Raw genomic sequence first — 19201 nt, forward strand, 5'->3', positions numbered from 1 at the left:
TACTTCCTTCGGTCGGCTTGAATCCTTCGCCTCTGACTACGCAGGGCGGTGAAGGATTCAAGCCAAAGCGGTATCATTGGTTTACAGCAAAAAACAGTTCGTTTGAGGCCTGTCGGTTGTCCGAGCGCCGTTTCACCTTTCGCCCATTCGACGGTAGCCGAACCATAGCGCCAGCACCAGGGGAACCAGGGTCGCGGCTGCCACAATCAACAACCACAGGGGGCCCTCCCCACTGGCTAGGTAGTTGGTCTGGCGCTGGGTGATGGCCAGGTAGACCGGGCGGCTGGCCAGCAGCACCAGAAACCCGGCGTGCAGGAGCATGAAGCCCATGTACAAAAACCCCCCCATCCCGATGGGCACCTCGGCGGGGTTGGCGGCGTCGAACTTGGGGAAAGCAGCCCCCAGCCCCACCCCCAAGGCCGCCGCCGTCAGGGCCGAGGCCAGGCCCAGCACCACCGATACCTGGGTGAGGTTGTCGTCCAGGCCAATCACCCGCGGCGAGAAGTAGCCCAGGGCCAGGCCCAGCGGCAGCAGGAAGAAGAGGGCCAGCCCAAAGCGGGTGAGCAGGATGGTGTGTTTGGCGACCGGGCCGGTTTGCAGCATCCAGTAGCCGGGGCCCTCGAGGCTCAGGAGCGGGTAGGCCAGCCGCACCCCTACCCCGCCAATCACAAAACCCTGGAAGGCCAGGTGCAGAAAACCGGCCACTAGCTGAAAGCGGGTGTCCCCCAGGGGCAGGTACTGCAGGCTGGTGGTATAGAGGAGCACCAGCACCCCCACCAGGATGAGCTGGGCGGCCTGGTTGGCATCGCGGAAGAAGAGCCGCAGATCACGGGCCCACAGCGCGCCCACCCGGCTGTTCATCGTCCAGCGATCCAGCAGGCCGGGGCGCACCAGACCGCGCTCGCGCACCGTGCCCTCCAGGGCCCGTACCCAGCCTTGCTGGTAGGCATAGCCCGCAACCAGCCCCGCCAGGAGCAGCAGCCCCCCCGATAGGGCCAGCAGCAGCCAGAACTGCGCTTCAATCTCGCCCCGCACCAGCCCCTTGAGGGCCTGCTGGGCCAAAGCCGAGGGCAGGAAGGGGGCGGTGGGGTCGCGGAAGGTCTGGAGGAAGCGGTCGAGTTCCTCGGGGTTGGCGAAGTTGGTCTGCAGCAACACCTCGGGGCGCAGAGCCCGCAACAGGAAGATGAGCAGCCCGCCCAGCACCGCACCCAGCGCCGCAGCCCACTCCCGCGCCCGGCCTGCCGGGGCGAAGCGCACCAGCGGTAGGGCCAGCCCCACCCCCAGCACCACCGGAAAGGCGAACAGGGCCAGCATCAGCAGCACGGCCCCCAGAAAGAAGAGGGGCGGTGCGCCGTAGTGTGCGCCATAGGCGAAGAGCACCGGCAGCACCAGCAGCATGGGCAAGAGGGCGGTGGTCACGAACACCTCGCCCACCTTGAACAAAAACACCCGGCTGGCTTTTTGCGGCAGGGTGAGGTGCAGGGGCAGGTCTTCCGAGGTGTAGAGGACGGCCACCGCGTTGGGCAGGGCCGAGAGCACCACCGCGCTCGAGAGCACTAGAAGCAGGCTGCCCAGGATGCGATCCACCAGTACGTCGCGGGTGAAGGCTGCGGCCAGCCGGTTTACAAAGGCATTGCTGCCAAAGAGCTCGTTGGAGATGAAGTTCAGAAACCAGCTTGTGGCGGCCCAGGCCCCGTAGGCCAGCACCGCCCCCAGCAACAACCCCACCAGGGCCGAGGCCGGGGCCTGGCGAAACCCGTTCCACAGGAGTTGCAAGCGCAGGCGTAACATCCGTCCACAGTCTAGACCAGCCAGGCGGGGTGCTTGGTGCGTTCAACCGGGCCTGGTTTTTGCGTTAGACTTTAGGCAAATGCTGGTCAAAGACGTAATGAATAGCCCGGTGCTGACCGTGGACGTTGCGGTGACCCTCGAGGCGGCCTACCACCTGATGCTGCAGCGCAATATCCGGCACATCCCCGTAACCCAGGAGGGCCGCCTGGTGGGGATGATCACCGACCGCGATATCCGGCTGGCTACCAGCCCTTTTGCCACCGGGGGCGCCCAGCCCACCGACACCCCGGTCGGGCAGGTGATGGCCCAGCCGGTGATAACGGGCGACCCCCTCGACCCGGTCGAGGAGGCCGCGCGGGTCATGCGCCAGCGCAAGATTGGGGCCCTGCCCATCCTGGAGGGCGAGGCGCTGGTGGGTATCGTGACCGGAATTGACCTGCTGGATGCGCTCCTGCGGCTGACCGGGGTGGAAAAACCCAGCGGGCGGCTCGAGGTCTGCCTCGACGACCGGCCCGGCGAACTGGCCCGCCTGAGCGGCGAGCTGGCCCAGCAGCACATCAACATCCACTCCCTGCTGACCTACCCCAGCGGCGAGGGCACCGTGATCACCGTGGTGCGGGTGGATACCCTGGACGCGCGCAAAATTGCCCGGAGCCTGCGCCAGAAAGGGTTTGAGGTGCAGTGGCCCCCTGAGATTCCCGGCAAGAGCTTATGAGCGTTCCGGTCGTCTATAGCCCCCAGTACCAGCTTTACAACTTTGGGCCCCAGCACCCCTTCAGCCCGCTGCGCCTGGAGATGCTACTGGACTTGCTGGAACACCTGGGCCCCCCGCTTCAGTTTGTCGAGCCTGCGCAGGCCACCCGCGAGGAGGTGCGCAGCGTGCACCTGGAGTCGTTTGTACGCCGGGTTGAGGCTGCTGGAAGGGGTGAGCCCTTACCCGACTTCGACCACTACGGCCTTGGAACCGCCGATACGCCCATCTTTCCTGGCATGGACGAGGCAGCCCGCTGGCTGGTGGGGGGCACGCTCAGCGCGGCCCGGATGGTCTCGAGCGGGGCTGCCAGGGAAGTTTTGCAGCTTGGGGGCGGGCTGCACCATGCACAAAAAGACCTGGCCTCGGGTTTCTGCGTCTACAACGACCTTTCGATAGCAATTCGCCACCTGACCGAGCAGGGGCTGCGGGTGGCCTACATTGACATAGACGTACACCACGGCGATGGGGTGCAGTGGATTCACTACGACGAGCCCAATGTGCTCACCTTCTCGATTCACGAGTCGGGGCGCTACCTTTACCCCGGCACCGGCCATACCCACGAGATCGGCAAGGCCCAGGGCACCGGGCGCAAGCTGAACATACCCCTGGAGCCCTTTACCGAGGACGATTCTTACCTCGAGGTCTTGCAGATGGGCCTCGAGCCCGCCCTGCGCTGGTTCCGCCCGGACGTGCTGGTGGTGCAGTGCGGCGCCGATGCGCATTTTCAGGATCCGCTGGCCGAGATTCTGCTGACCACCCAGGCCTACGCCAAAATTTTCCCCCTGCTGCGGCAGTACGCTGCGGCCTTTGCGGGGGGACGGGCGGTCTACACCCTGGGAGGTGGTTACAGCCTGGATGCCACCAGCCGCATCTGGGCCCTGCTCTACCTCACGTTGCAAGGCCTGCCCCTGCCCGACCACCTCCCCGAACCCTGGCTCAGGCGCTGGGGAACCCAGCTCGGGCACTTCCTGACCCATACCCTCTTCGACCCCGAAGGCGCCTACCCCGAGATTCCCCGCAAAGCCGAGATCGAGCGCCGCAACCGCCAGGTGACCGAGCGGATGCTGGAGGCGGTGCGGCCCTACTGGAGCTAAGGGCGGCCTGGGGGATGCTGCACGCTAATATATAAAGAGCAATTCCAGCCATCGAGGTGGGCGCGTGCATTTACAACCAGGTCTATACCAGCACTACAAGGGCCGGTACTACTGGGTACACGGCCTGGCCCGCCACTCCGAGACCGAGGAGTGGTTTGTGGTCTACGAGACCCGCTACGGTGTGGAGCCCGAGACCCTGTGGGTGCGTCCGCTGGCCATGTTTTTGGAAGATGTGGAGGTGGATGGTAGGCGGGTACCCCGCTTCCGCTATGTGGGGGGAAGTGAACCCTGACCCTTTACGTGCGGCAGCCAAACCGATACCCTTACCCCTGTGCAGCGCATTTTCTGGCTGGCCTGGCGCGACCTGGTGCTGGAGTTTCGGGGGCGTACGGGCCTCCTTTCGGCGGTATTTTTTCTGGCGGTGATGCTTTTTATTTTAGCCATGGCCTTTGGCCCCAACCCTCAGGATCTGCGAAAAGCGGCCCCCGGGGTGCTGTGGGTGGCCCTGGCCTTTGCCGGCAGCCTGCTAGCCGGACGGGCCTTTGGCCTCGAGGTCGAGGACGGCACCCTGGACGACCTGCTCCTGACCCCCGGTAGCCGGGAGTGGATTTATTTTGGCAAGCTGCTGTTTCAGTTTGCTCTAATGCTCCTGGTCGGGGTGGTGCTTTTGTCCCTGGCGGCAGGGTTATTCTATCTGCCGCTGCGGCACTGGGGCTGGTACCTGGTGGTGCTGCTGCTGGGTTCGCTGGGTTATGCGGCCATCTCCACCTTCTATGCTGGCATGCTGGCCCGCCTGCGGGGGCGTGAGGTGCTTCTGCCGCTGCTGCTTTTTCCCCTGGTGATCCCGGTGGTGCTGGCTGCGGTGCGCTTTACCCAGGGCTTGGCCGAGGGCGTTCCGGTGGCCGAGCTTCTGGACTGGCTTCGCTTATTATTGGTCTTTGACGTGATCTATGTGACGGTGTGCGCGATGGTTTTCCCGTACATGCTCGAGGGATAGGTTATGGGCGTTATTACTGCGAGTAAATTACCCGCTTACCCTACCGGGGTAATCTGAATGTGCTGGACGGTATGTTCAAATATCCCGGCTCGCCGATGATGTAACGTGGTTTACGGCGCTTAATCTATTTCAGTACAGAATACATATAGAAGATAAAGGAGAGGACTGGAATGCAGCTTGCTCGCTCCAATCAAACCAACCGCTTGGATGGCCTGACCCTGGGCCTTTTGGGCCTGGGCGTGGTGGGTGCGGTGGTGGGGTTTTTCCTGGCCATGGGCTCCCCCCCCGACCAGAGCCAGGGCTTTGTGGCCCGCATCTTCCATATGCACGTCCCAACGGCCTGGATGGCCTACCTGGCTAGCTTCGGGGCGCTGGCCTACTCGGTGGCCTACCTGGTGCGGCGCAGAGCCCACCACGACCGGGTGGCCGCCGCCGTGGTGGAGGTGGGCCTCATCTTTATGGCCCTGGCGCTGCTAACGGGCATGCTCTGGGCCCGGCCCACCTGGGGGGTGTACTGGGACTGGGAGCCCCGGCTCACCACCACCGCCATCCTGTTTGCCATCTATGTGGGGTATGTGGTGGTGCGGGGTGCCATCGAAGACCCCGAGCTCAGGGCCAAGGCGGCGGCGGGGGTGGCTATTCTGGGTTCGATTAATGTGCCCATCAGCTATATGTCGGTCAAGTGGTGGCGCAGCCTGCACCAGACCCAGTCCATTGACCTTACCACCGGCAAGATCAACGTGGATGCGGCCATCCTGATCCCCATGCTGGTCAACCTGGCGGCGTTTACCCTGCTGTTCATTGGGCTGGTGCGGCTCCGCAGCATTATTGCCGCCCGCGAGGCGGCCCGGGAGGAGGCCTGAGATGCCCGACAACCCCCTGTGGAACCCGGCCAACCCCTTTGTGATCTGGACGTACCTAGCGGTGTACGTTTTGGTGTTTGGCTATCTGGGCTACCTCATCTGGCGGTACCAGAAGAACCGCTGAGGAGGCCCTCGAGGTGCGCATGAAACCGAAGTATGTTGTGGGACTGCTGGTGGTGGTGGGTGCCCTGGCCTACCTGATCTTTGGAGGCCTGGGCCAGAACCTGGTCTACTTCATCACCCCCAGTGAATACTTTCAGCAGGTAGACCGTTACCAGAACCGCCCGGTGCGGCTGGGCGGGCTGGTCAAGCCGGGTACGCTCGACTACAACCCCCAGACCCTCGAGCTGCGCTTTGTGGTTACCGATGGGGTCAAGGAGATTCCCATCCGCTCCTCGGGTACCACCCCGCCGGCCCTGTTTGGCGAGAACCGGGGGGTGGTGGTGGAGGGCCGCTTTGAGGGCGAGACCTTTGTGAGCCAGAACCTGCTGGTCAAGCACTCCGAAACCTACCAGGCCCCCAAGGAGGGCTGGACACCTGAGCAGGTGCGCAAGCTGATCGAGGAGACCCAGTGATGAAGAGGAGGTTCGCTTGACGCCAGGTCTTTTGGGGGGCGTGTCCTTGGTGGCTGCCCTGATTCTTTCGGTGCTGGGCCTGGCGCTGGCAGTGCTGGCCCACACCCTGCGGGACGGGCGCTACCTCGAGGCCGCCAAGCGCCTTTCGCTGCTCACCCTGCTGGCTGCTGCGCTCAGCTTTGGGGCGCTCGAGTGGGCCATCCTCACCGACGACTTTAGCGTTTCCTACGTGGCCAACCACAGCTCGGCCAGCAACCCCCTATGGGTCAAGCTGGTCACGCCCTGGGCGGCGCTGGAAGGCTCCATTCTGCTGTGGGCCCTGCTCCAGACCGCCTACACCTGGCTGGTGGGCCTGCGGGCCGGCCAGAGCCTGGATGTCTGGCGGGCCCCGGTGGCCCTGGGCACGCTCTTTGCTGTGCAGGTGTTCTTCTTCGCGGTGATGGTCTTTGTGGCCCACCCCTTCGATGCGGTGCCCAACCCGCCCCCGGATGGCCTGGGCACCAACCCCCTTCTGCAAAACCACTGGATGATGGCGGTGCACCCGGTCTTGATGTACCTGGGTTTTGTGGGGCTCTCGGTGCCGTTTGCCTATGCGGTGGCGGCCATGGTGGCCCGGCGCTACCAGAGCTGGATTTTCGAGACCCGCTGGTGGACGCTGGTGGCCTGGGGCTTCCTGACCGCGGCCATCTTCACCGGCAAGTGGTGGAGCTACGAGATTCTGGGCTGGGGCGGCTACTGGGCCTGGGATCCGGTCGAGAACGCCTCCATCATCCCCTGGCTGCTGGCCACGGCTTTTTTACACACCGCGCAGGTGCAGGAGCGCAAAGGGCTCTTCAAGGGCTGGAACTTTGCCTTCATCACCCTGGCCTTTGCGGCTACGGTCTTTGGTACCTTCCTGACCCGCTCGGGGGTGATTCAGTCGGTGCATGCTTTTGCCAGCGGGCCGGTGGGGGCCTGGTTTTTGGTGTTTTTGCTGGGCGTGCTGGCGGTGGGGCTGGGGCTTCTGGCCCGGGTTTCCTCCGAGATTCGCGAGGCCGGCGAGGTGCGCTGGAGAAGCCGCGAGGGGGCTCTGCTGGCCGGGGCGCTGTTCTTCGGCACCTTTGCTTTTGTGGTGGTACTGGGTACCCTGTGGCCGTTGGTGGTGGAGGTGGTGAGCGGGGCCAAGGTCTCGGTGGGGGCCCCCTTCTTCAACCAGGTTTCGGTGCCCCTGGGCATCTTCATGCTGCTTCTGATGGGCATCGGGCCGGTTTTACCCTGGCGCAACACCAACGCCCAGGTGGTGCGCAACCTGGCGGCCATGCTGGTGGCGCTGGGGGTGGGCACCCTGCTGGGACTGGCGCTGGGCCTGAGCCTGGGGGTCTCGCTGGCGATCGGGCTTTTTGCCTACAACCTGACCGCCATCTGGCTGATGGTGGCCCAGGGGGTGCGGGAGCGCTCGAGGTCGCTGGGTATCCCGGCGGGGCAGGCCCTGTGGGAACTGGCTTCCAGCCACAAGCGCCGTTTTGGCTCGCACATTGTGCACTTCGGGGTGGCGCTGGCGGCCCTGACCATCGCCTTCAGCCAGACCTACCGGGTGACCGAGCAGAAGACCCTCCAGGTAGGGGAGACCTGGCAGACCCGCGGCCTGGAGATTCGCCTGCTCTCCATCGGTGCCCGGGAGGAGTCCAACCGCTTTGCGGCCATCGCCCCCATCGAGGTGCGCTCCACCAGCCGCGAAGGTTGGGGGGCCGATGGGCGCTACGAGACCCGGCTCAACTTCTACCCGCAGATGAGCTCGCCGCTGGCCACCCCGGTGGTCAGGTACTCCCTGTACAACGACTACTACTTCGTCCTGATGCAATTTGACCAGGAAAAAGGCCAGTGGGCGACCATCAAACTGATCGTTACCCCCATGGTGTTGTGGCTATGGGTGGCCGGTTTAATCATCGTGCTGGGTACGCTCTATATCCTCTGGCCGGCTGGGGCCAGGGTAACCAGCCGGCAGGTATCCCCGATGGCAGGGGACTGATCTCGCAGTGCATAGAGGAGGGCTGTGCTTCGATTCTGGCCAATTTTGGTTCTGCTGCTGGGGGGGCTTTTTTACTGGGGTATGCAGCGCCCCAACCCCAACGAGCTGAAGTCGGTGCTGGTGGGGAAGCCCGCACCCAGCTTTAGCCTGCCGCTCCTGGAGCCTTACCAGGCCCAGTACGGGCCCGAGATGGGGGTTCGGGCGGGCCTTGGCAAGCCGGTTTTGCTCAACATCTGGGCCAGTTGGTGCATCCCCTGCCGCACCGAGGCCCCGCTTCTAGAGCGCTTTCACCAACAGTACAGAGACCAGGTGCTCATTCTGGGGGTTAATGTGCAGGACAGCGAAGCCGAGGCCCTGAAGTTCATCCAGCAGTATGGCCTGACCTTCCCCAGCGTGTACGACGGGCGTGGGCGCATTGGCATCGAGTACGGGTACTATGGCGTGCCCGAGACCTTCGTCATAGATCGTAATGGTACGGTGCTGGCCCGGCATGCCGGCGAGCTGAGCGAGGCGCAGTTACGGGGCTATATCGAGCAGGTGTTGCGATGAGACGAAGGAAAGCAGGGTGGGTGGGTTGGCTGCTGCTGCTGGCCTTGGCCCTGGCCCAGCCCAGCCCCAACACCCCACCCCCGGATTTTTCACCCGAGGTGTTTGAAATTGCCCGCGAGCTGCGCTGCCCGGTCTGTCAGGGGGAGTCGGCGGCGGAGTCCAACGCCGGCATTGCTGTGGAGATGCGCCGCATTATCGCCGAGCAGCTCGCCCAGGGTAAGAGCCGGGCCGAGATCCGAGAGTTTTTTGTACAGCGCTACGGCGACTGGATTCTCTACGAGCCGCCCGCCCGCGGCCTTACCCTGTGGGTCTGGCTCTCGCCCCTGGTGGGGCTGGGCCTGCTGGGCTTTGGCCTGTGGCGCTACCTGGCGGGGGTCAGGGCTCGAGCCCAGCTAACCGCCTCGGACGTCTCGGAGGAAGAAATTGCCCGCCTCGAGGCCGAGCTGCAACCCCGTGAGCGACAACCATGATCATGGCTTATCTTTTACTGGCTCTGTTGTTTGGGCTGGCCCTGGCCTATGCCCTGCGGCCTTTCTTCCGTACCCCGGCCCAGCCCTTTCCCGAGAGCCCCCGGCCCGAGGAGCTGCGGGCCGAGCTCGAGCTGCTCAAATCGCTGGCCCGGGAGGCCGAAGGGGAGGAGCGCAAGCGCCTCCTGGCCCAGGCGGTGCACCTCGAGCGCCAACTGGCCGAGCTGGGCCAGGAAAACCCCACCCCGCGCCGCCTGAGCCCGCTCACGCTGGGGGCCGTGACCCTGGGTCTGGTGGCCCTGGGGGTGGGCCTGTGGGCCTACACGGTGCCGCGCCTGCCGGGCGAGACCATCATCACCAGCCGCAACGAGGCCCGCGAACTGGGCAACCTGCAACGCCGGGCCGAGCAAAGCGGCCAGGCCGCCGACTGGCTGGCCTACGCCAACAAAGCCTACGAGCTGCAGGACTTCGAGCGGGCTGTGCAGGGCTACCTGAAGGTGATCGAGCTCGAGCCCCGCAACGCCAACGCCGTGCGCCGGATTGGCATCCTGCTCTTCATGAGCGGTCGGCCCGAGGAGGGAGCCCAGGCCCTCGAGCTGGCGGTGCGGGCCGAGCCCGGTGAGCCGGAGGGCTGGTTGTTTCTGGGCAACGCCTACTTCCAACTGGGCCGCCCGGCCCAGGCCATCGCGGCCTGGGAGTCCTATCTGAAGGCCGGCGGTGAGGCCCGGGCGCAGGTGCAGAACCTGATCCAAACCGCCAAAAACCAGCTCAACGCTACCTCCCAGGGCCAGCAGGTCTACCTGGCCCGCTGCGCGGCCTGCCACGGGGCCCAGGCCCAGGGGGGTACGGGCCCACGCTTGCAGGGCAATCCCATTAACAAGGTGCCGGAGGCGGTGCGGGAGATTGTCCTCAAGGGCCGGGGCCAGATGCCGGCGGTGGCCCTGAACGAGGAGGAGATGCAGGCTCTGCTGCAGTACCTGGGGGGATTGTAGAGGATCTATGGACAAGCCCAACCCGCAAAACCTGCGCCCCATCAACCGGCGGGATTTGCTCTGGATTGTTCCCAGCGCCATCACCACTGGCTTTTTTGGCTGGCTGGCCTGGCGCACCTACGTCATCCACTTCACCAAAACCGGCGTGAGCGAACCTGTCTGGCGCGAGGGCCCCCGGCGGCCCGCGGCGACCCTGGACGAACTGGCCGCGCACTGGCACTTCAAGTACTTCGATTACGAGTACAGCGGCAGCCCCCTCAAGGCGGTGGTGTTGCGGCTCTCGCAGCCGGTGCTGGGGGGGCTCACGGTAGGGGAGGCCCACTTTCTGGCCCTTTCGCGCATCTGCACCCACCAGGGCTGTGTGGTCAACTACGTGGACAACCCCGAGCTGGGCTCCATTGCCTACAACTACCGCACCGATCACCCCTTCCTGGGCTGCCCCTGCCACTTTGGGGCCTACGAGCCTTTGCAAGGGGGCAAGGCGGTCTATGGCCCGCCGCGCTTCCCGTTGCCGCGCCTGCGCCTGGAAGAGGAAAACGGGGTGCTCTATGCCACCGGCTACGAGACCCCGTTCCGCCCCCTGGAGCAGGGCTAGTCCAGCACCACCCGTACGAACTTGTCCTTGCCGCGTTGCAGCACCACGGGCTGGCTGAGCACCACCTCCAGCTTGGGGTCGGTGAGTACCTGGCCATCCAGCCGCAGACCTTTTTGCTCGATCAGCCGCCGGGCTTCGCCGTTGGAGGCGGTCAGGCCGGCCAGGGTAAATAGCTTTAAGACGGCAATTCTGCCCTCGAGCAGCTCGCTGGCCTGTAGCCTGACCTCGGGCATCTGCTCGGGGATGCCCCCGTGGGCGATCTCGTAGTAACGGGCCTCGGCCTGTCGAACCACCGGCGCACCGCCCTGGTCGTGCCCGTGGGCCTCCCAGCTATACCCCAGCGACTCGTACCAGGCTTTGTCCAGCCGGGCGGGGATCAGCGGCTGGGCATAGGCCCCGGTGAGCAGCCGGGCCAGCACCCGGTGGGCGCCCACCGGCCCGCCCTGTTCCAGCACCTCTTTAATTTCTTCCGGCGCCAGATCGGTGCAGAGCTCAAAATAGGTCTGCAGATACGGGTCTTCCACCTTCATCAGCTTGCGGAAGATCTCGCTGGGCTCCTCGGTGATGCCGATGTAGTTGTCGTAGCTTTTGGACATCTTCTGCCCATCGCCCCCTACCAGAAGCGGCATCAGGAAGGCCACCTGTTTTTCCAGGCCGTAGGCCGCCTGTACCTCGCGCCCGACCAGCAGGTTGAACTTTTGATCGGTGCCGCCCATCTCCACATCGCAGGCGATGGGCACCGAGTCGTACCCCTGGGCGAAGGGATAGAGGAACTCGTGAATGGAGATGGGAACCCCCTCGGTGTAGCGCTTTTTGAAGTCTTCGCGCTCGAGCATCTGGGCTACGGTTAGAAGCGAGGTGAGCCGGATGACCTCTTTGAAGCCCAGGTTTTCCAGCCACTCCGAGTTGTAGCGCAGCTCGAAGCGCGCGGGGTCGGTGGTAATCAGGATTTTGCCCACCTGCTCCACGTAGCTTTTGGCGTTGGCGCGGGTTTCTTCTAAGGTGAGGGGCGGGCGGGTTTTGCTGCGGCCCGAGGGGTCGCCGATCATGGCGGTAAAGTCGCCGATAATCAGAACCACCTTGTGGCCCAGCTCCTGGAACTGCCGCATCTTGCGCAGTACCACCGCATGGCCGATGTGAATATCGGGTCGGGTGGGGTCGAGGCCCAGCTTAACCGTGAGCTTTTTCCCCGAGTGTAGCTTTTTGAGTAAGTCTTCCTGGGGGATGATCTCCACCGCCCCCGTTCGTAGCAGGCTGAATGCTTCCTCCACCGTCATGCCCTCAAGTATACCGATTTGAACAGGGTTGACAGCCTTTGGGGATGCCCCGGTGCGCGCTGCCTTTGAGGAGGAGAACGGTGTGCTCGAGCCAATCCGGGCTTGGCTTATACTTGAACCGTGCGAACGCTTCTTATTCTGGCGCTCATCGCTGGTGGGGTGTACTTTTACGCGGAGCGCTTTGGTCTTGCGGTGGGCTATGCGCCCTTTACCCCGGTTTTTTACTGGAACTACAGCGGCGAGGTGCGCAATCAGATACGGGCCACGGGCATCCGGGCTTTTGTCAAGGTTACGGTGAGCGGCGAGCTGCGGCAGGGGAGCTTCGAGGTGGAGATTCGCCGCGCAGGCCAGAACAACCCGGGCCTGGTCAAGCGCTACCAGGGCCGCTTCTCCGAGGAGATACGCTATCCGGCTGAGGCCAATTTGTACGATGTCATCTTTCGCATCAAGGATGCGCGGGGCCAGGTGCGCATGGACTGGGTGGCGGCCCGCAACGAGTTTTAGGGTCTAGGCACGGAAGCGGGCCTTATGCTAGACTTGTGAGCGGTTTGCCTCGAGGCTGCTCTTTCGCCATTGGTGCGAAGGCGGTAGCCCCCCAATTGGGCAATATTGGAGAACTATGGCACAGAAAAAAACTGCACGCAACCCCTCGGCCATGAAGCGCCACCGCCAGTCGCTCAAGCGTCGGGCCCGCAACAAGTCCAAGATGTCGGCCATCAAGACCGTCAGCAAGAAAGCGGTGGCTTTGGCCAAAGAAGGCAACGCCAGCGAAGCGGTGCGGGTCATGCGCTATGCCGAAAGCCTGATTGACAAGGCCGCCAAGGGTTCGACCCTGCACAAGAACGCGGCCAGCCGGCGCAAGTCCCGCCTGATGAGCAAAGTGCACCAGCTTCTTAGCGGAGCTAAAGCCTAGGAGTACAGCATGGGCAAAGGTGACCGTCGTACCCGTCGCGGCAAGATTTTCCGTGGAACTTACGGCAAATACCGTCCACGCAAGAAATAGTATCTGTCGCGGTGCTTTGCCGGAGGGAATCCCTCCGGTTTTTTGGTGGTTACCCCAGGTTGGCCTGATGGGTCTGCCAGGCTTCCCGGGCCGCCTCGAGGGCCCCCTGTAGCTGGGCCTCGAGCTGCCTTTTATAGGCCGCGGCCCCCCGGCCCCCCGCGGCCTCATAGGCGGCCAGGTACCGCAGGGTGAAGCTCAGATCGCCCACCCGACCGAATACCTCCTGCAACTGCTTGATGCGCTGGCTGTCCTGCCCGAGCCACTCCCTGGCGTAGCGCAGCCGCCGCAGGGCCCGGCGCAGGGCGTGCAGGCGCTCGAGGCCTCCTTCCTGCTGCCATTCTTCGGCCTTGCGCTCAACCTGGCGTACGAAGCGCTTGAGCCGGGTCTGGGCCGGTGCTTCATCCAGCGGGGGCAGGTTGGCGAGGGCCTGCAACAGGCCGGCCAGCCGGGGGCTGTCCAGAAGCGGTACGAAGGCGGCGCGCGCCTCTTTGAGCCTGGACGCGGCCCATCTGCGGAAAGCTTCGGGTAGGTGGTTATTCAGAAGCAACACCTCGAGGTCGCGCACCTCCCCAGCTGACCGCACCAGCCAGGCCAGGTCGTCCTCCAGCACCCGCAGCCCGGCCAGCCGCAGCCACACCCGCAGCCGCCGTACCGCCACCCGCACCTGGTGCACGCCCTCGGGGTCGCGACCCTCCTTGGCGATGGGCAGATGCTCCCGCAGGTGTTGGAGCCAGCGATCTAGGTCAATGGTCGACATGCCATCAGCCTAGCACCTGGGGGTTTACTCAGTCCTTCAGACCGTCCAGTAGCTTTGATAGTTCGGCTTCCAGCCTGCTGTGGGTCTTGGCCTGGTGGCCGCAGTCTACCTCGTTGAGGTTGGCTCCGCAGACCGGGCACAGGCCTTTGCAGTCTTCTTTACACAGCACGGTGTAGGGCAGCTCGAGGGCAAAAGCCTCGCTCAACAGGGGCTCTAAGTCCAGATCGGGATGGCCAAAAAGAAGGATTTCCTCCTCGTTTTCTTCGATGGCCTCGAGGTGCGCCAGGCCCGATTGATAGCGAAGCAGATACTGAAAATGGGCCCGCACCGCTGCGGGGGTTGGTGTAAGGCAGCGGCGGCACTCCATCAGGGCGTTGCCAGCAATTTCGCCTGAAAGCCAGAAATCCACCCCTCCCTCCCCCTCCATCTTGGTAACGCTGACCCTCCAAACCGCCGGGCCTACCAGGGGGATGCGCTCGTTGGGCAGGGCGATGTAATCCCAGATTTCATCTTTTGCACTGGTGCTGCCGCCCTCGCGAATCAGCCTCGCGAGGTTGATGCTTGGTATTGGACGCTGCTTCATCTTCACCCAATGCTCGCGCCTTAAGCGTAGCTCTTCATATTAGCCTCGAGGAGGCTTGGGGTCAATGGGCGGTAGACTGTGTGGGTATGAAGGATATTGGCATCTTGGGCGTTCCGATGGACTTGGGTCAAGGGCGGCGTGGGGTGGATATGGGGCCCAGCGCCATGCGCTATGGGCGTTTGCAGGAGGTGCTCGAGGGCCTGGGCCACCGGGTGCACGACTACGGCGATGTGCGGGTACCGGTGGTCGAGAGCCTGCGCCATGCCCAGCAGGAACCGGGGGGGATGGGCTACCTCGAGGCCATTCGCACGGTCTGCCTGGATACCATAGCCGCCATCGATCAGATGCCGGCCGAGGTGTTTCCAATTGTGCTGGGAGGCGACCACTCCATCGCGATGGGCTCGGTTACGGGGGCCAGCCGGGGCGAACGGATAGGGGTGATCTGGGTGGATGCCCACGCCGACTTCAACACCCCCGAGACCAGCCCCAGCGGCAACATCCACGGGATGCCCCTGGCCCACCTGTGCGGCCTGGGCGACCCGCGTCTGGTGCACCTGGGCCGCCCTGGGGCTAAGGTACGGCCCGAGGACGTGGTGCTGATTGGCATTCGTAGCCTGGATCCAGGTGAGGTTCGACTGTTACGCGAGCGTGGGGTTATGGTCTATACCATGAAGGAGGTGGATATACAGGGAATTCCAGCCATCGCCCAGCAGGTTGCCGCCAAGTTCAAGGGTTTTTCCAGGGTGCACGTCTCGCTGGATGCCGATGTGCTCGACCCGGAGATAGCCCCGGGGGTTGGAACCCCGGTGCCCGGCGGGCTGACCTACCGCGAAGCACACCTTCTGATGGAACTGCTGGCCGATGCCAGAATTGTCACCAGCCTCGACATGGTCGAGGTGAACCCCATTCTGGATATCGCCAACCGCACCGCCAAGATAATGGTGGAACTGGCTAGCAGCCTGTTAGGGAAGAAAATCTACTGATGACCCGCTGCGGGCTGGCTTGATACAATCCTCGGGTGTTGGTTATTCCTGCGGTGGATATTCAGTCTGGGCGGGCCGTTCGGCTCTACGAGGGCGACCCCAGCCGAGAAACCGTCTACTACGACAGTCCGGTGGAGGCCGCCCTGCACTGGCAGAAGCAAGGGGCCCGGATGCTGCACCTGGTTGACCTGGACGCAGCGACGGGTCGGGGGAACAACCGCGGGGTGCTGCGGGAGGTGGCAGCGGCTGTCGATATCCCGTTCGAGGTGGGCGGTGGCATCCGCAGCCTGGGGGCGGCCCGGGAAATTCTGGCCCTGGGGGCCAGCCGGGTGGTGGTGGGTACCATAGCGGTAAAGGCCCCGGAGGTGCTGGGCCAGATGCTCCATGAGTTCGGCCCCGAGCGGGTGGTGGTGAGCCTGGATGCCCGGGGGCTGGAGGTGGTGGTCTCGGGCTGGGCCGAGGGCACCCGCCTGATGGTGCAGGAACTGGGCCCGCGGATATGGGAGATGGGTGTTCGTACCCTGATCTACACCGATGTGCGACGGGATGGCACCCTGGCCGGACTGGATCTCGAGGTGGTGCGGGTGGTGCGGGCGGCCTGGCCTGGCTTCCTGATTGCCGGGGGTGGGATTGCTTCCGATGCCGATTTACAGGGATTGCAAGCCCTGGGGGTGGAGGGGGCCATTACCGGCAAGGCCCTTTACGAAGGGCGGATTAACCTGTCGTCCTGGATCAAGTAAAAGATTGCGCCAGGTGCGCGGGTGCTGTTCTGACCATCCCGCAAACCCGCCCTGGCGCAACTCGGCAGGCCTCAACCTGCGGCGGACGGTTGATCCTCTACCGATGCGCCGATCTGCTCTCGTATAAACTCGATCCCTACCCGATGGCAAAACTCACCGAAGCTCTCATTCTCCCGTCGCTGTTGCCGGTAGGCCATCAGGGCGGGCTCGAGCCGGGCTGCTATGTCTTCGCGCTTGACATTGTCCAGGTACACCTCGCCGAGCCGATCCCCCAGGGGGCTGCCGCCCAGGTAGATGGTGTACGAGTTGAGGCTCCGGCCCACCAGGCCAATTTCGGCAGTATAGGGGCGGGCGCAGCCGTTGGGGCAGCCGGTCATGCGCACATGGGGGATGGGGCCGGTTTGCAGATCCAGCCTGGAGAGCAGGGTGTCAATTTCGCGAATCACCTGGGGCATCACCCGCTCGCTTTCGGTAATGGCCAGGCCGCAGGTGGGTAAGGCCGGGCAGGCCATAGCTTGCTGCACCACCAGGGGAATGCGCCCGGGTAGTTCTACACCGTGTTCACGCAGGATGGCCTCGAGGGTCGCTTGATCGCCTGGCTGGATGTTGGTGAACAGAATGTTTTGCTGGGGGGTAAGGCGTATTTCTGGGTTGAGGCGCTTGACCACCTCGCGGATGGCCACGCGAAGGTGGTCTTTAACCCGCCCGTTTTCCACAAAAAGTCCGAAGAAGAGCTGCCCATTGCCCTGCTCGTGCCAGCCCAGGTGGTCGTCGGCGCACTGCCAGGTAAGGGGTTGGGCCTCGGGTAGGCTGTAGCCCACATAGTGTTCAACCTCGGTTTTAAAGCGTTCCAGGCCCCAGGCCTCCACCAGGTATTTCATTCGGGCCAGTTTGCGCTCATCGCGCCGGCCATGATCGCGCTGAACCCGGACAATGGCCTCCACCACCTCAAATAGCTGCTCGGGTTTGATGGTGGTGAGGGGTTTTGCCAGTACCGGATGTGTATCCTTGGCTCCGTGGCTCTGTCCCAGCCCGCCGCCCACTAGGAGGGTAAACCCTTTTAGCTCATCCTTTTCCAGCCAGGGCACTATGCCGATATCCTGGGTATAGACGTCCACGCAATTGTCGCCAGGGAAAGCAAAAGCAATCTTAAACTTGCGCGGGAGATAGGCCTGGCCGTACAGGGGTTCGACTTCTTCTAAGCTGGCGGCTTTTTCGCCATCCAGCCAGATTTCGTAGTAGGCGCGGCTCCTGGGCTTGAGTCGGTCGGACAGGGCTTTGGCATACTGCGATATCTCGGCTCTTTGACGATCGGAAAAGGGAGCGGGGCAGGCCACCACATTGCGCACCACATCCCCACAGGCCGATAGGCTGGTCAGGAGATGCTGATTAAGCACTTGAATCAGGGGTTTCAGCCCCCCTTTGCGCACCCCGTGAAACTGAATGGCCTGGCGGGTGGTGATGCGTAAAGTGGCGTTTCCGAGCTGGTCTGCCAGACGGTCTAGGGCTAGATACTGCTCGGGTTGCAGCACACCGCCGGGGATGGCTACCCGGATCATAAAAGAGTAATCGGGCCCCAGACCCTGGGCTTTGCGGGCCTTGCGCACATCGCGGTCGTCTTGCTGATAGATGCCATGAAACTTGAGAATCTGGTAGCCTTCTTCGCTGAAATGGTCGCTGGGGTTGTTGAGCTCGAGATCCACCGGCCCGCGCAGGTTGCGACTGGCCAGCTTGATGCTTTCTACCTTGGAGACTTTAGACTGCGACGACATACTCCTCCTTTGTTTTGCGCAGCTTTTGCTGAACCCCTACCACGGATCCCTGTATCCAGACCGCAGGGGCCTGCACTTCCACGCGTCCCTGGGCGATGGCCTGCAGATCTGTGAGCAAAAGGCGTTCGCTGGGGGTGGTTCCGTTTTCGATGAACGCAGCCGGTTCTCGAGGTGGTCGTCCAGCCTGGAGGAGGGCTCGAGCCAGCTCTACGCGCCGCTCGACGCCCATGAGGATGACCAGGGTATCTACCTGCGCGTAAGCGGCCAGGTTGGGCACGGCCCCTTCTTGCATCTGCCCGGAGATGACCGCAAAGCCGCTGGCCAGGCCCCGCATGGTAAGGGGGATGCCCCATAGCCCCGGCAAAGCCACCGCAGAACTGAGGCCGGGCACCAGCTCGACCGGAAGGCCTGCCTGGGCTAGATGGAGCCATTCTTCGGCCCCACGCCCAAAAACCATGGGATCCCCCCCTTTGAGCCGCACGACCTTGCGTCCGGCCCGCGCGTGGGACAGGAGCAGGTGCAAAATCTGTTGTTGCTTATCCTGCTCACCCTTGGTTTTGCCCACATAGATGCGCTGGGCCCGGGGGTTGACCAAGGCCAGCACCTCCGGGCTTACCAGGCGGTCGTAGAGAACCACCTCCGCTTCCTGCAACACCCGTGCGGCGCGCAGGGTCAGGAGATCGGCGCTGCCGGGCCCTGCCCCCACCAGATAAACCGGGCTCATACCACCTCCTGCCAGGGGGCGGCGTGCCCATCTGGGGAGGGGGAGGTTGGACTGTACAGCGATTGTAAGAGAACCGCTCGAGCCCGCTCCCGCTCGCCCAGGAAAACCAAATCCAGTGCCTCACTGTCAATCATGCGATACCAGGCGGCTTTACGGGCCTCAAAACTATGGGGGTAGGCCTCTTTGACCAGGGGGCGGAAAGAGCGCAGCAGCTCTAAGTACTCGGCATACTCGGGGCCATACTCGGCGGCCAGGCGCTCCCTGATGCGCACAGCCAGTGCGGGTGCAACGCCGCTGGTAGAGACGGCCAGCACCAGATCGCCCTGGCGGTGTACCGAGGGCAGGATGAAGTCGCAGTGGGCGGGGTCGTCGACCGCGTTGAGCCAGACGCCGCGCTCCCTTGCCTCCTGGGCGATGATTGAATTGAGGCTGGGGTCTACCGGATGGGAAAAGCACAGCGTGAAGCCGGCCAGATCCCCGTAGGTGTAGCTGCGCTGCTGCCACTCGAGCAGCCCTTGATGGAGGGCCTGGGCTAGCTCGGGGTGGTACAGGGGAGAGACCAGCCGAACCCAGGCCCCCTGTTCCAGGAGTTTTTGCACCTTGCTGGCAGTCTCCAGGCCACCCCCGATGAAGAGCACTTTTTTGCCTTGCAGATTGAGCATTACTGGATACACATC

General features: G+C 63.8%; 24 protein-coding genes. 17 read left to right on the forward strand and 7 right to left on the reverse strand.

The window, feature by feature from the left end:
- Positions 1-132: 132 nt before the first annotated feature.
- On the reverse strand, positions 133-1791 hold the full coding sequence (locus MRUB_RS04215) for a putative ABC transporter permease subunit (RefSeq protein ID WP_013013116.1): 1659 nt from the start codon (positions 1789-1791) through the stop codon (positions 133-135).
- Positions 1792-1870: 79 nt separating this feature from the next.
- Here MRUB_RS04215 and MRUB_RS04220 point away from each other — a divergent pair, with 79 nt between their 5' ends.
- From MRUB_RS04220 to MRUB_RS04270, 12 genes are all read left to right on the forward strand, one after another.
- The gene (locus tag MRUB_RS04220; RefSeq protein ID WP_013013117.1) at positions 1871-2506 is read left to right on the forward strand and encodes a CBS and ACT domain-containing protein; all 636 of its coding nucleotides are present in this window, start codon (positions 1871-1873) and stop codon (positions 2504-2506) included.
- Positions 2503-3639 (forward strand): acetoin utilization protein AcuC, encoded by a 1137-nt coding sequence (locus tag MRUB_RS04225; RefSeq protein WP_013013118.1) that lies wholly within the window; start codon positions 2503-2505, stop codon positions 3637-3639. Before MRUB_RS04220 ends, MRUB_RS04225 begins: the two co-directional genes overlap by 4 nt.
- 64 nt (positions 3640-3703) lie before the next feature.
- Positions 3704-3931 (forward strand): DUF1653 domain-containing protein, encoded by a 228-nt coding sequence (locus MRUB_RS04230; protein ID WP_013013119.1) that lies wholly within the window; start codon positions 3704-3706, stop codon positions 3929-3931.
- A 39-nt stretch (positions 3932-3970) separates the two neighbouring features.
- Positions 3971-4636 carry a heme exporter protein CcmB gene (locus tag MRUB_RS04235; RefSeq protein ID WP_013013120.1) on the forward strand — a complete coding sequence of 222 codons (666 nt, stop codon included), beginning with the start codon at positions 3971-3973 and terminating at the stop codon, positions 4634-4636.
- A 170-nt stretch (positions 4637-4806) separates the two neighbouring features.
- Entirely contained in the window at positions 4807-5499 is a 693-nt protein-coding gene (ccsA, locus tag MRUB_RS04240) for a cytochrome c biogenesis protein CcsA (protein ID WP_013013121.1), read from the forward strand.
- 1 nt (position 5500) lies between these two features.
- The gene (locus MRUB_RS16180; RefSeq protein WP_013013122.1) at positions 5501-5623 is read left to right on the forward strand and encodes a hypothetical protein; all 123 of its coding nucleotides are present in this window, start codon (positions 5501-5503) and stop codon (positions 5621-5623) included.
- A 19-nt stretch (positions 5624-5642) separates the two neighbouring features.
- Positions 5643-6074, forward strand: coding sequence for a cytochrome c maturation protein CcmE (ccmE, locus tag MRUB_RS04245; RefSeq protein ID WP_013013123.1), 432 nt, complete (start codon positions 5643-5645; stop codon positions 6072-6074).
- 16 nt (positions 6075-6090) lie between these two features.
- Entirely contained in the window at positions 6091-8082 is a 1992-nt protein-coding gene (locus MRUB_RS04250) for a heme lyase CcmF/NrfE family subunit (protein ID WP_013013124.1), read from the forward strand.
- 81 nt (positions 8083-8163) lie between these two features.
- Positions 8164-8631: a TlpA family protein disulfide reductase gene (locus MRUB_RS04255; RefSeq protein ID WP_043956618.1), complete on the forward strand. Its 468-nt coding sequence runs from the start codon at positions 8164-8166 to the stop codon at positions 8629-8631.
- Positions 8628-9101 (forward strand): cytochrome c-type biogenesis protein, encoded by a 474-nt coding sequence (locus MRUB_RS04260; protein ID WP_013013126.1) that lies wholly within the window; start codon positions 8628-8630, stop codon positions 9099-9101. Before MRUB_RS04255 ends, MRUB_RS04260 begins: the two co-directional genes overlap by 4 nt.
- Positions 9098-10090: a c-type cytochrome gene (locus MRUB_RS04265; protein ID WP_013013127.1), complete on the forward strand. Its 993-nt coding sequence runs from the start codon at positions 9098-9100 to the stop codon at positions 10088-10090. Before MRUB_RS04260 ends, MRUB_RS04265 begins: the two co-directional genes overlap by 4 nt.
- A gap of 7 nt (positions 10091-10097) precedes the next feature.
- Positions 10098-10685, forward strand: a complete 588-nt coding sequence (locus tag MRUB_RS04270; protein ID WP_013013128.1) for a Rieske 2Fe-2S domain-containing protein — start codon at positions 10098-10100, stop codon at positions 10683-10685.
- Here MRUB_RS04270 and tyrS read toward each other — a convergent pair.
- Positions 10682-11962 (reverse strand): tyrosine--tRNA ligase, encoded by a 1281-nt coding sequence (tyrS, locus tag MRUB_RS04275; RefSeq protein ID WP_013013129.1) that lies wholly within the window; start codon positions 11960-11962, stop codon positions 10682-10684. The genes MRUB_RS04270 and tyrS overlap by 4 nt on opposite strands.
- A 120-nt stretch (positions 11963-12082) precedes the next feature.
- On the opposite strand from tyrS, the gene MRUB_RS04280 reads away from it, so the two are divergent.
- The 3 genes from MRUB_RS04280 (at position 12083) to MRUB_RS15530 (ending at position 12965) form a co-directional block, all read left to right on the forward strand.
- Complete coding sequence (locus MRUB_RS04280) at positions 12083-12466, forward strand: hypothetical protein (RefSeq protein WP_013013130.1); 384 nt, start codon at positions 12083-12085, stop codon at positions 12464-12466.
- A gap of 115 nt (positions 12467-12581) precedes the next feature.
- The gene (rpsT, locus tag MRUB_RS04285) at positions 12582-12875 is read left to right on the forward strand and encodes a 30S ribosomal protein S20 (protein WP_013013131.1); all 294 of its coding nucleotides are present in this window, start codon (positions 12582-12584) and stop codon (positions 12873-12875) included.
- Positions 12876-12884: 9 nt separating this feature from the next.
- Entirely contained in the window at positions 12885-12965 is an 81-nt protein-coding gene (locus MRUB_RS15530) for a 30S ribosomal protein THX (protein ID WP_081439944.1), read from the forward strand.
- A gap of 49 nt (positions 12966-13014) precedes the next feature.
- On the opposite strand, the gene MRUB_RS04290 is transcribed toward MRUB_RS15530, so the two are convergent.
- Both MRUB_RS04290 and MRUB_RS04295 read right to left on the reverse strand, forming a co-directional pair.
- On the reverse strand, positions 13015-13722 hold the full coding sequence (locus MRUB_RS04290; RefSeq protein WP_013013132.1) for a CHAD domain-containing protein: 708 nt from the start codon (positions 13720-13722) through the stop codon (positions 13015-13017).
- A gap of 28 nt (positions 13723-13750) precedes the next feature.
- The gene (locus MRUB_RS04295; RefSeq protein WP_013013133.1) at positions 13751-14305 is read right to left on the reverse strand and encodes a YceD family protein; all 555 of its coding nucleotides are present in this window, start codon (positions 14303-14305) and stop codon (positions 13751-13753) included.
- An 86-nt stretch (positions 14306-14391) separates the two neighbouring features.
- Between MRUB_RS04295 and rocF the strand changes: the two genes are divergently transcribed.
- Together rocF and hisA are read left to right on the forward strand one after the other, a co-directional pair.
- Complete coding sequence (rocF, locus tag MRUB_RS04300) at positions 14392-15288, forward strand: arginase (RefSeq protein ID WP_013013134.1); 897 nt, start codon at positions 14392-14394, stop codon at positions 15286-15288.
- 35 nt (positions 15289-15323) lie between these two features.
- Complete coding sequence (gene hisA / locus MRUB_RS04305) at positions 15324-16028, forward strand: 1-(5-phosphoribosyl)-5-[(5-phosphoribosylamino)methylideneamino]imidazole-4-carboxamide isomerase (RefSeq protein ID WP_013013135.1); 705 nt, start codon at positions 15324-15326, stop codon at positions 16026-16028.
- Positions 16029-16099: 71 nt separating this feature from the next.
- Here the strand turns inward: hisA and MRUB_RS04310 are convergent, their stop codons facing one another.
- Genes MRUB_RS04310 through MRUB_RS04320 form a run of 3 tightly spaced genes read right to left on the reverse strand, consistent with a single transcriptional unit; the run spans position 16100 to position 19198 of the window.
- On the reverse strand, positions 16100-17800 hold the full coding sequence (locus MRUB_RS04310; protein WP_013013136.1) for an NADPH-dependent assimilatory sulfite reductase hemoprotein subunit: 1701 nt from the start codon (positions 17798-17800) through the stop codon (positions 16100-16102).
- On the reverse strand, positions 17784-18524 hold the full coding sequence (cobA, locus tag MRUB_RS04315; protein WP_013013137.1) for a uroporphyrinogen-III C-methyltransferase: 741 nt from the start codon (positions 18522-18524) through the stop codon (positions 17784-17786). The genes MRUB_RS04310 and cobA overlap by 17 nt, the downstream gene beginning before the upstream one ends.
- A complete protein-coding gene (locus MRUB_RS04320) occupies positions 18521-19198 on the reverse strand; it encodes a precorrin-2 dehydrogenase/sirohydrochlorin ferrochelatase family protein (protein WP_235438161.1) in 678 nt (225 codons plus the stop codon). Before MRUB_RS04320 ends, cobA begins: the two co-directional genes overlap by 4 nt.
- Positions 19199-19201: the final 3 nt, after the last annotated feature.

Origin of the sequence: Meiothermus ruber DSM 1279, from assembly GCF_000024425.1 — a bacterium.
In the GTDB taxonomy this organism is placed as follows: Bacteria; Deinococcota; Deinococci; order Deinococcales; family Thermaceae; genus Meiothermus; species Meiothermus ruber.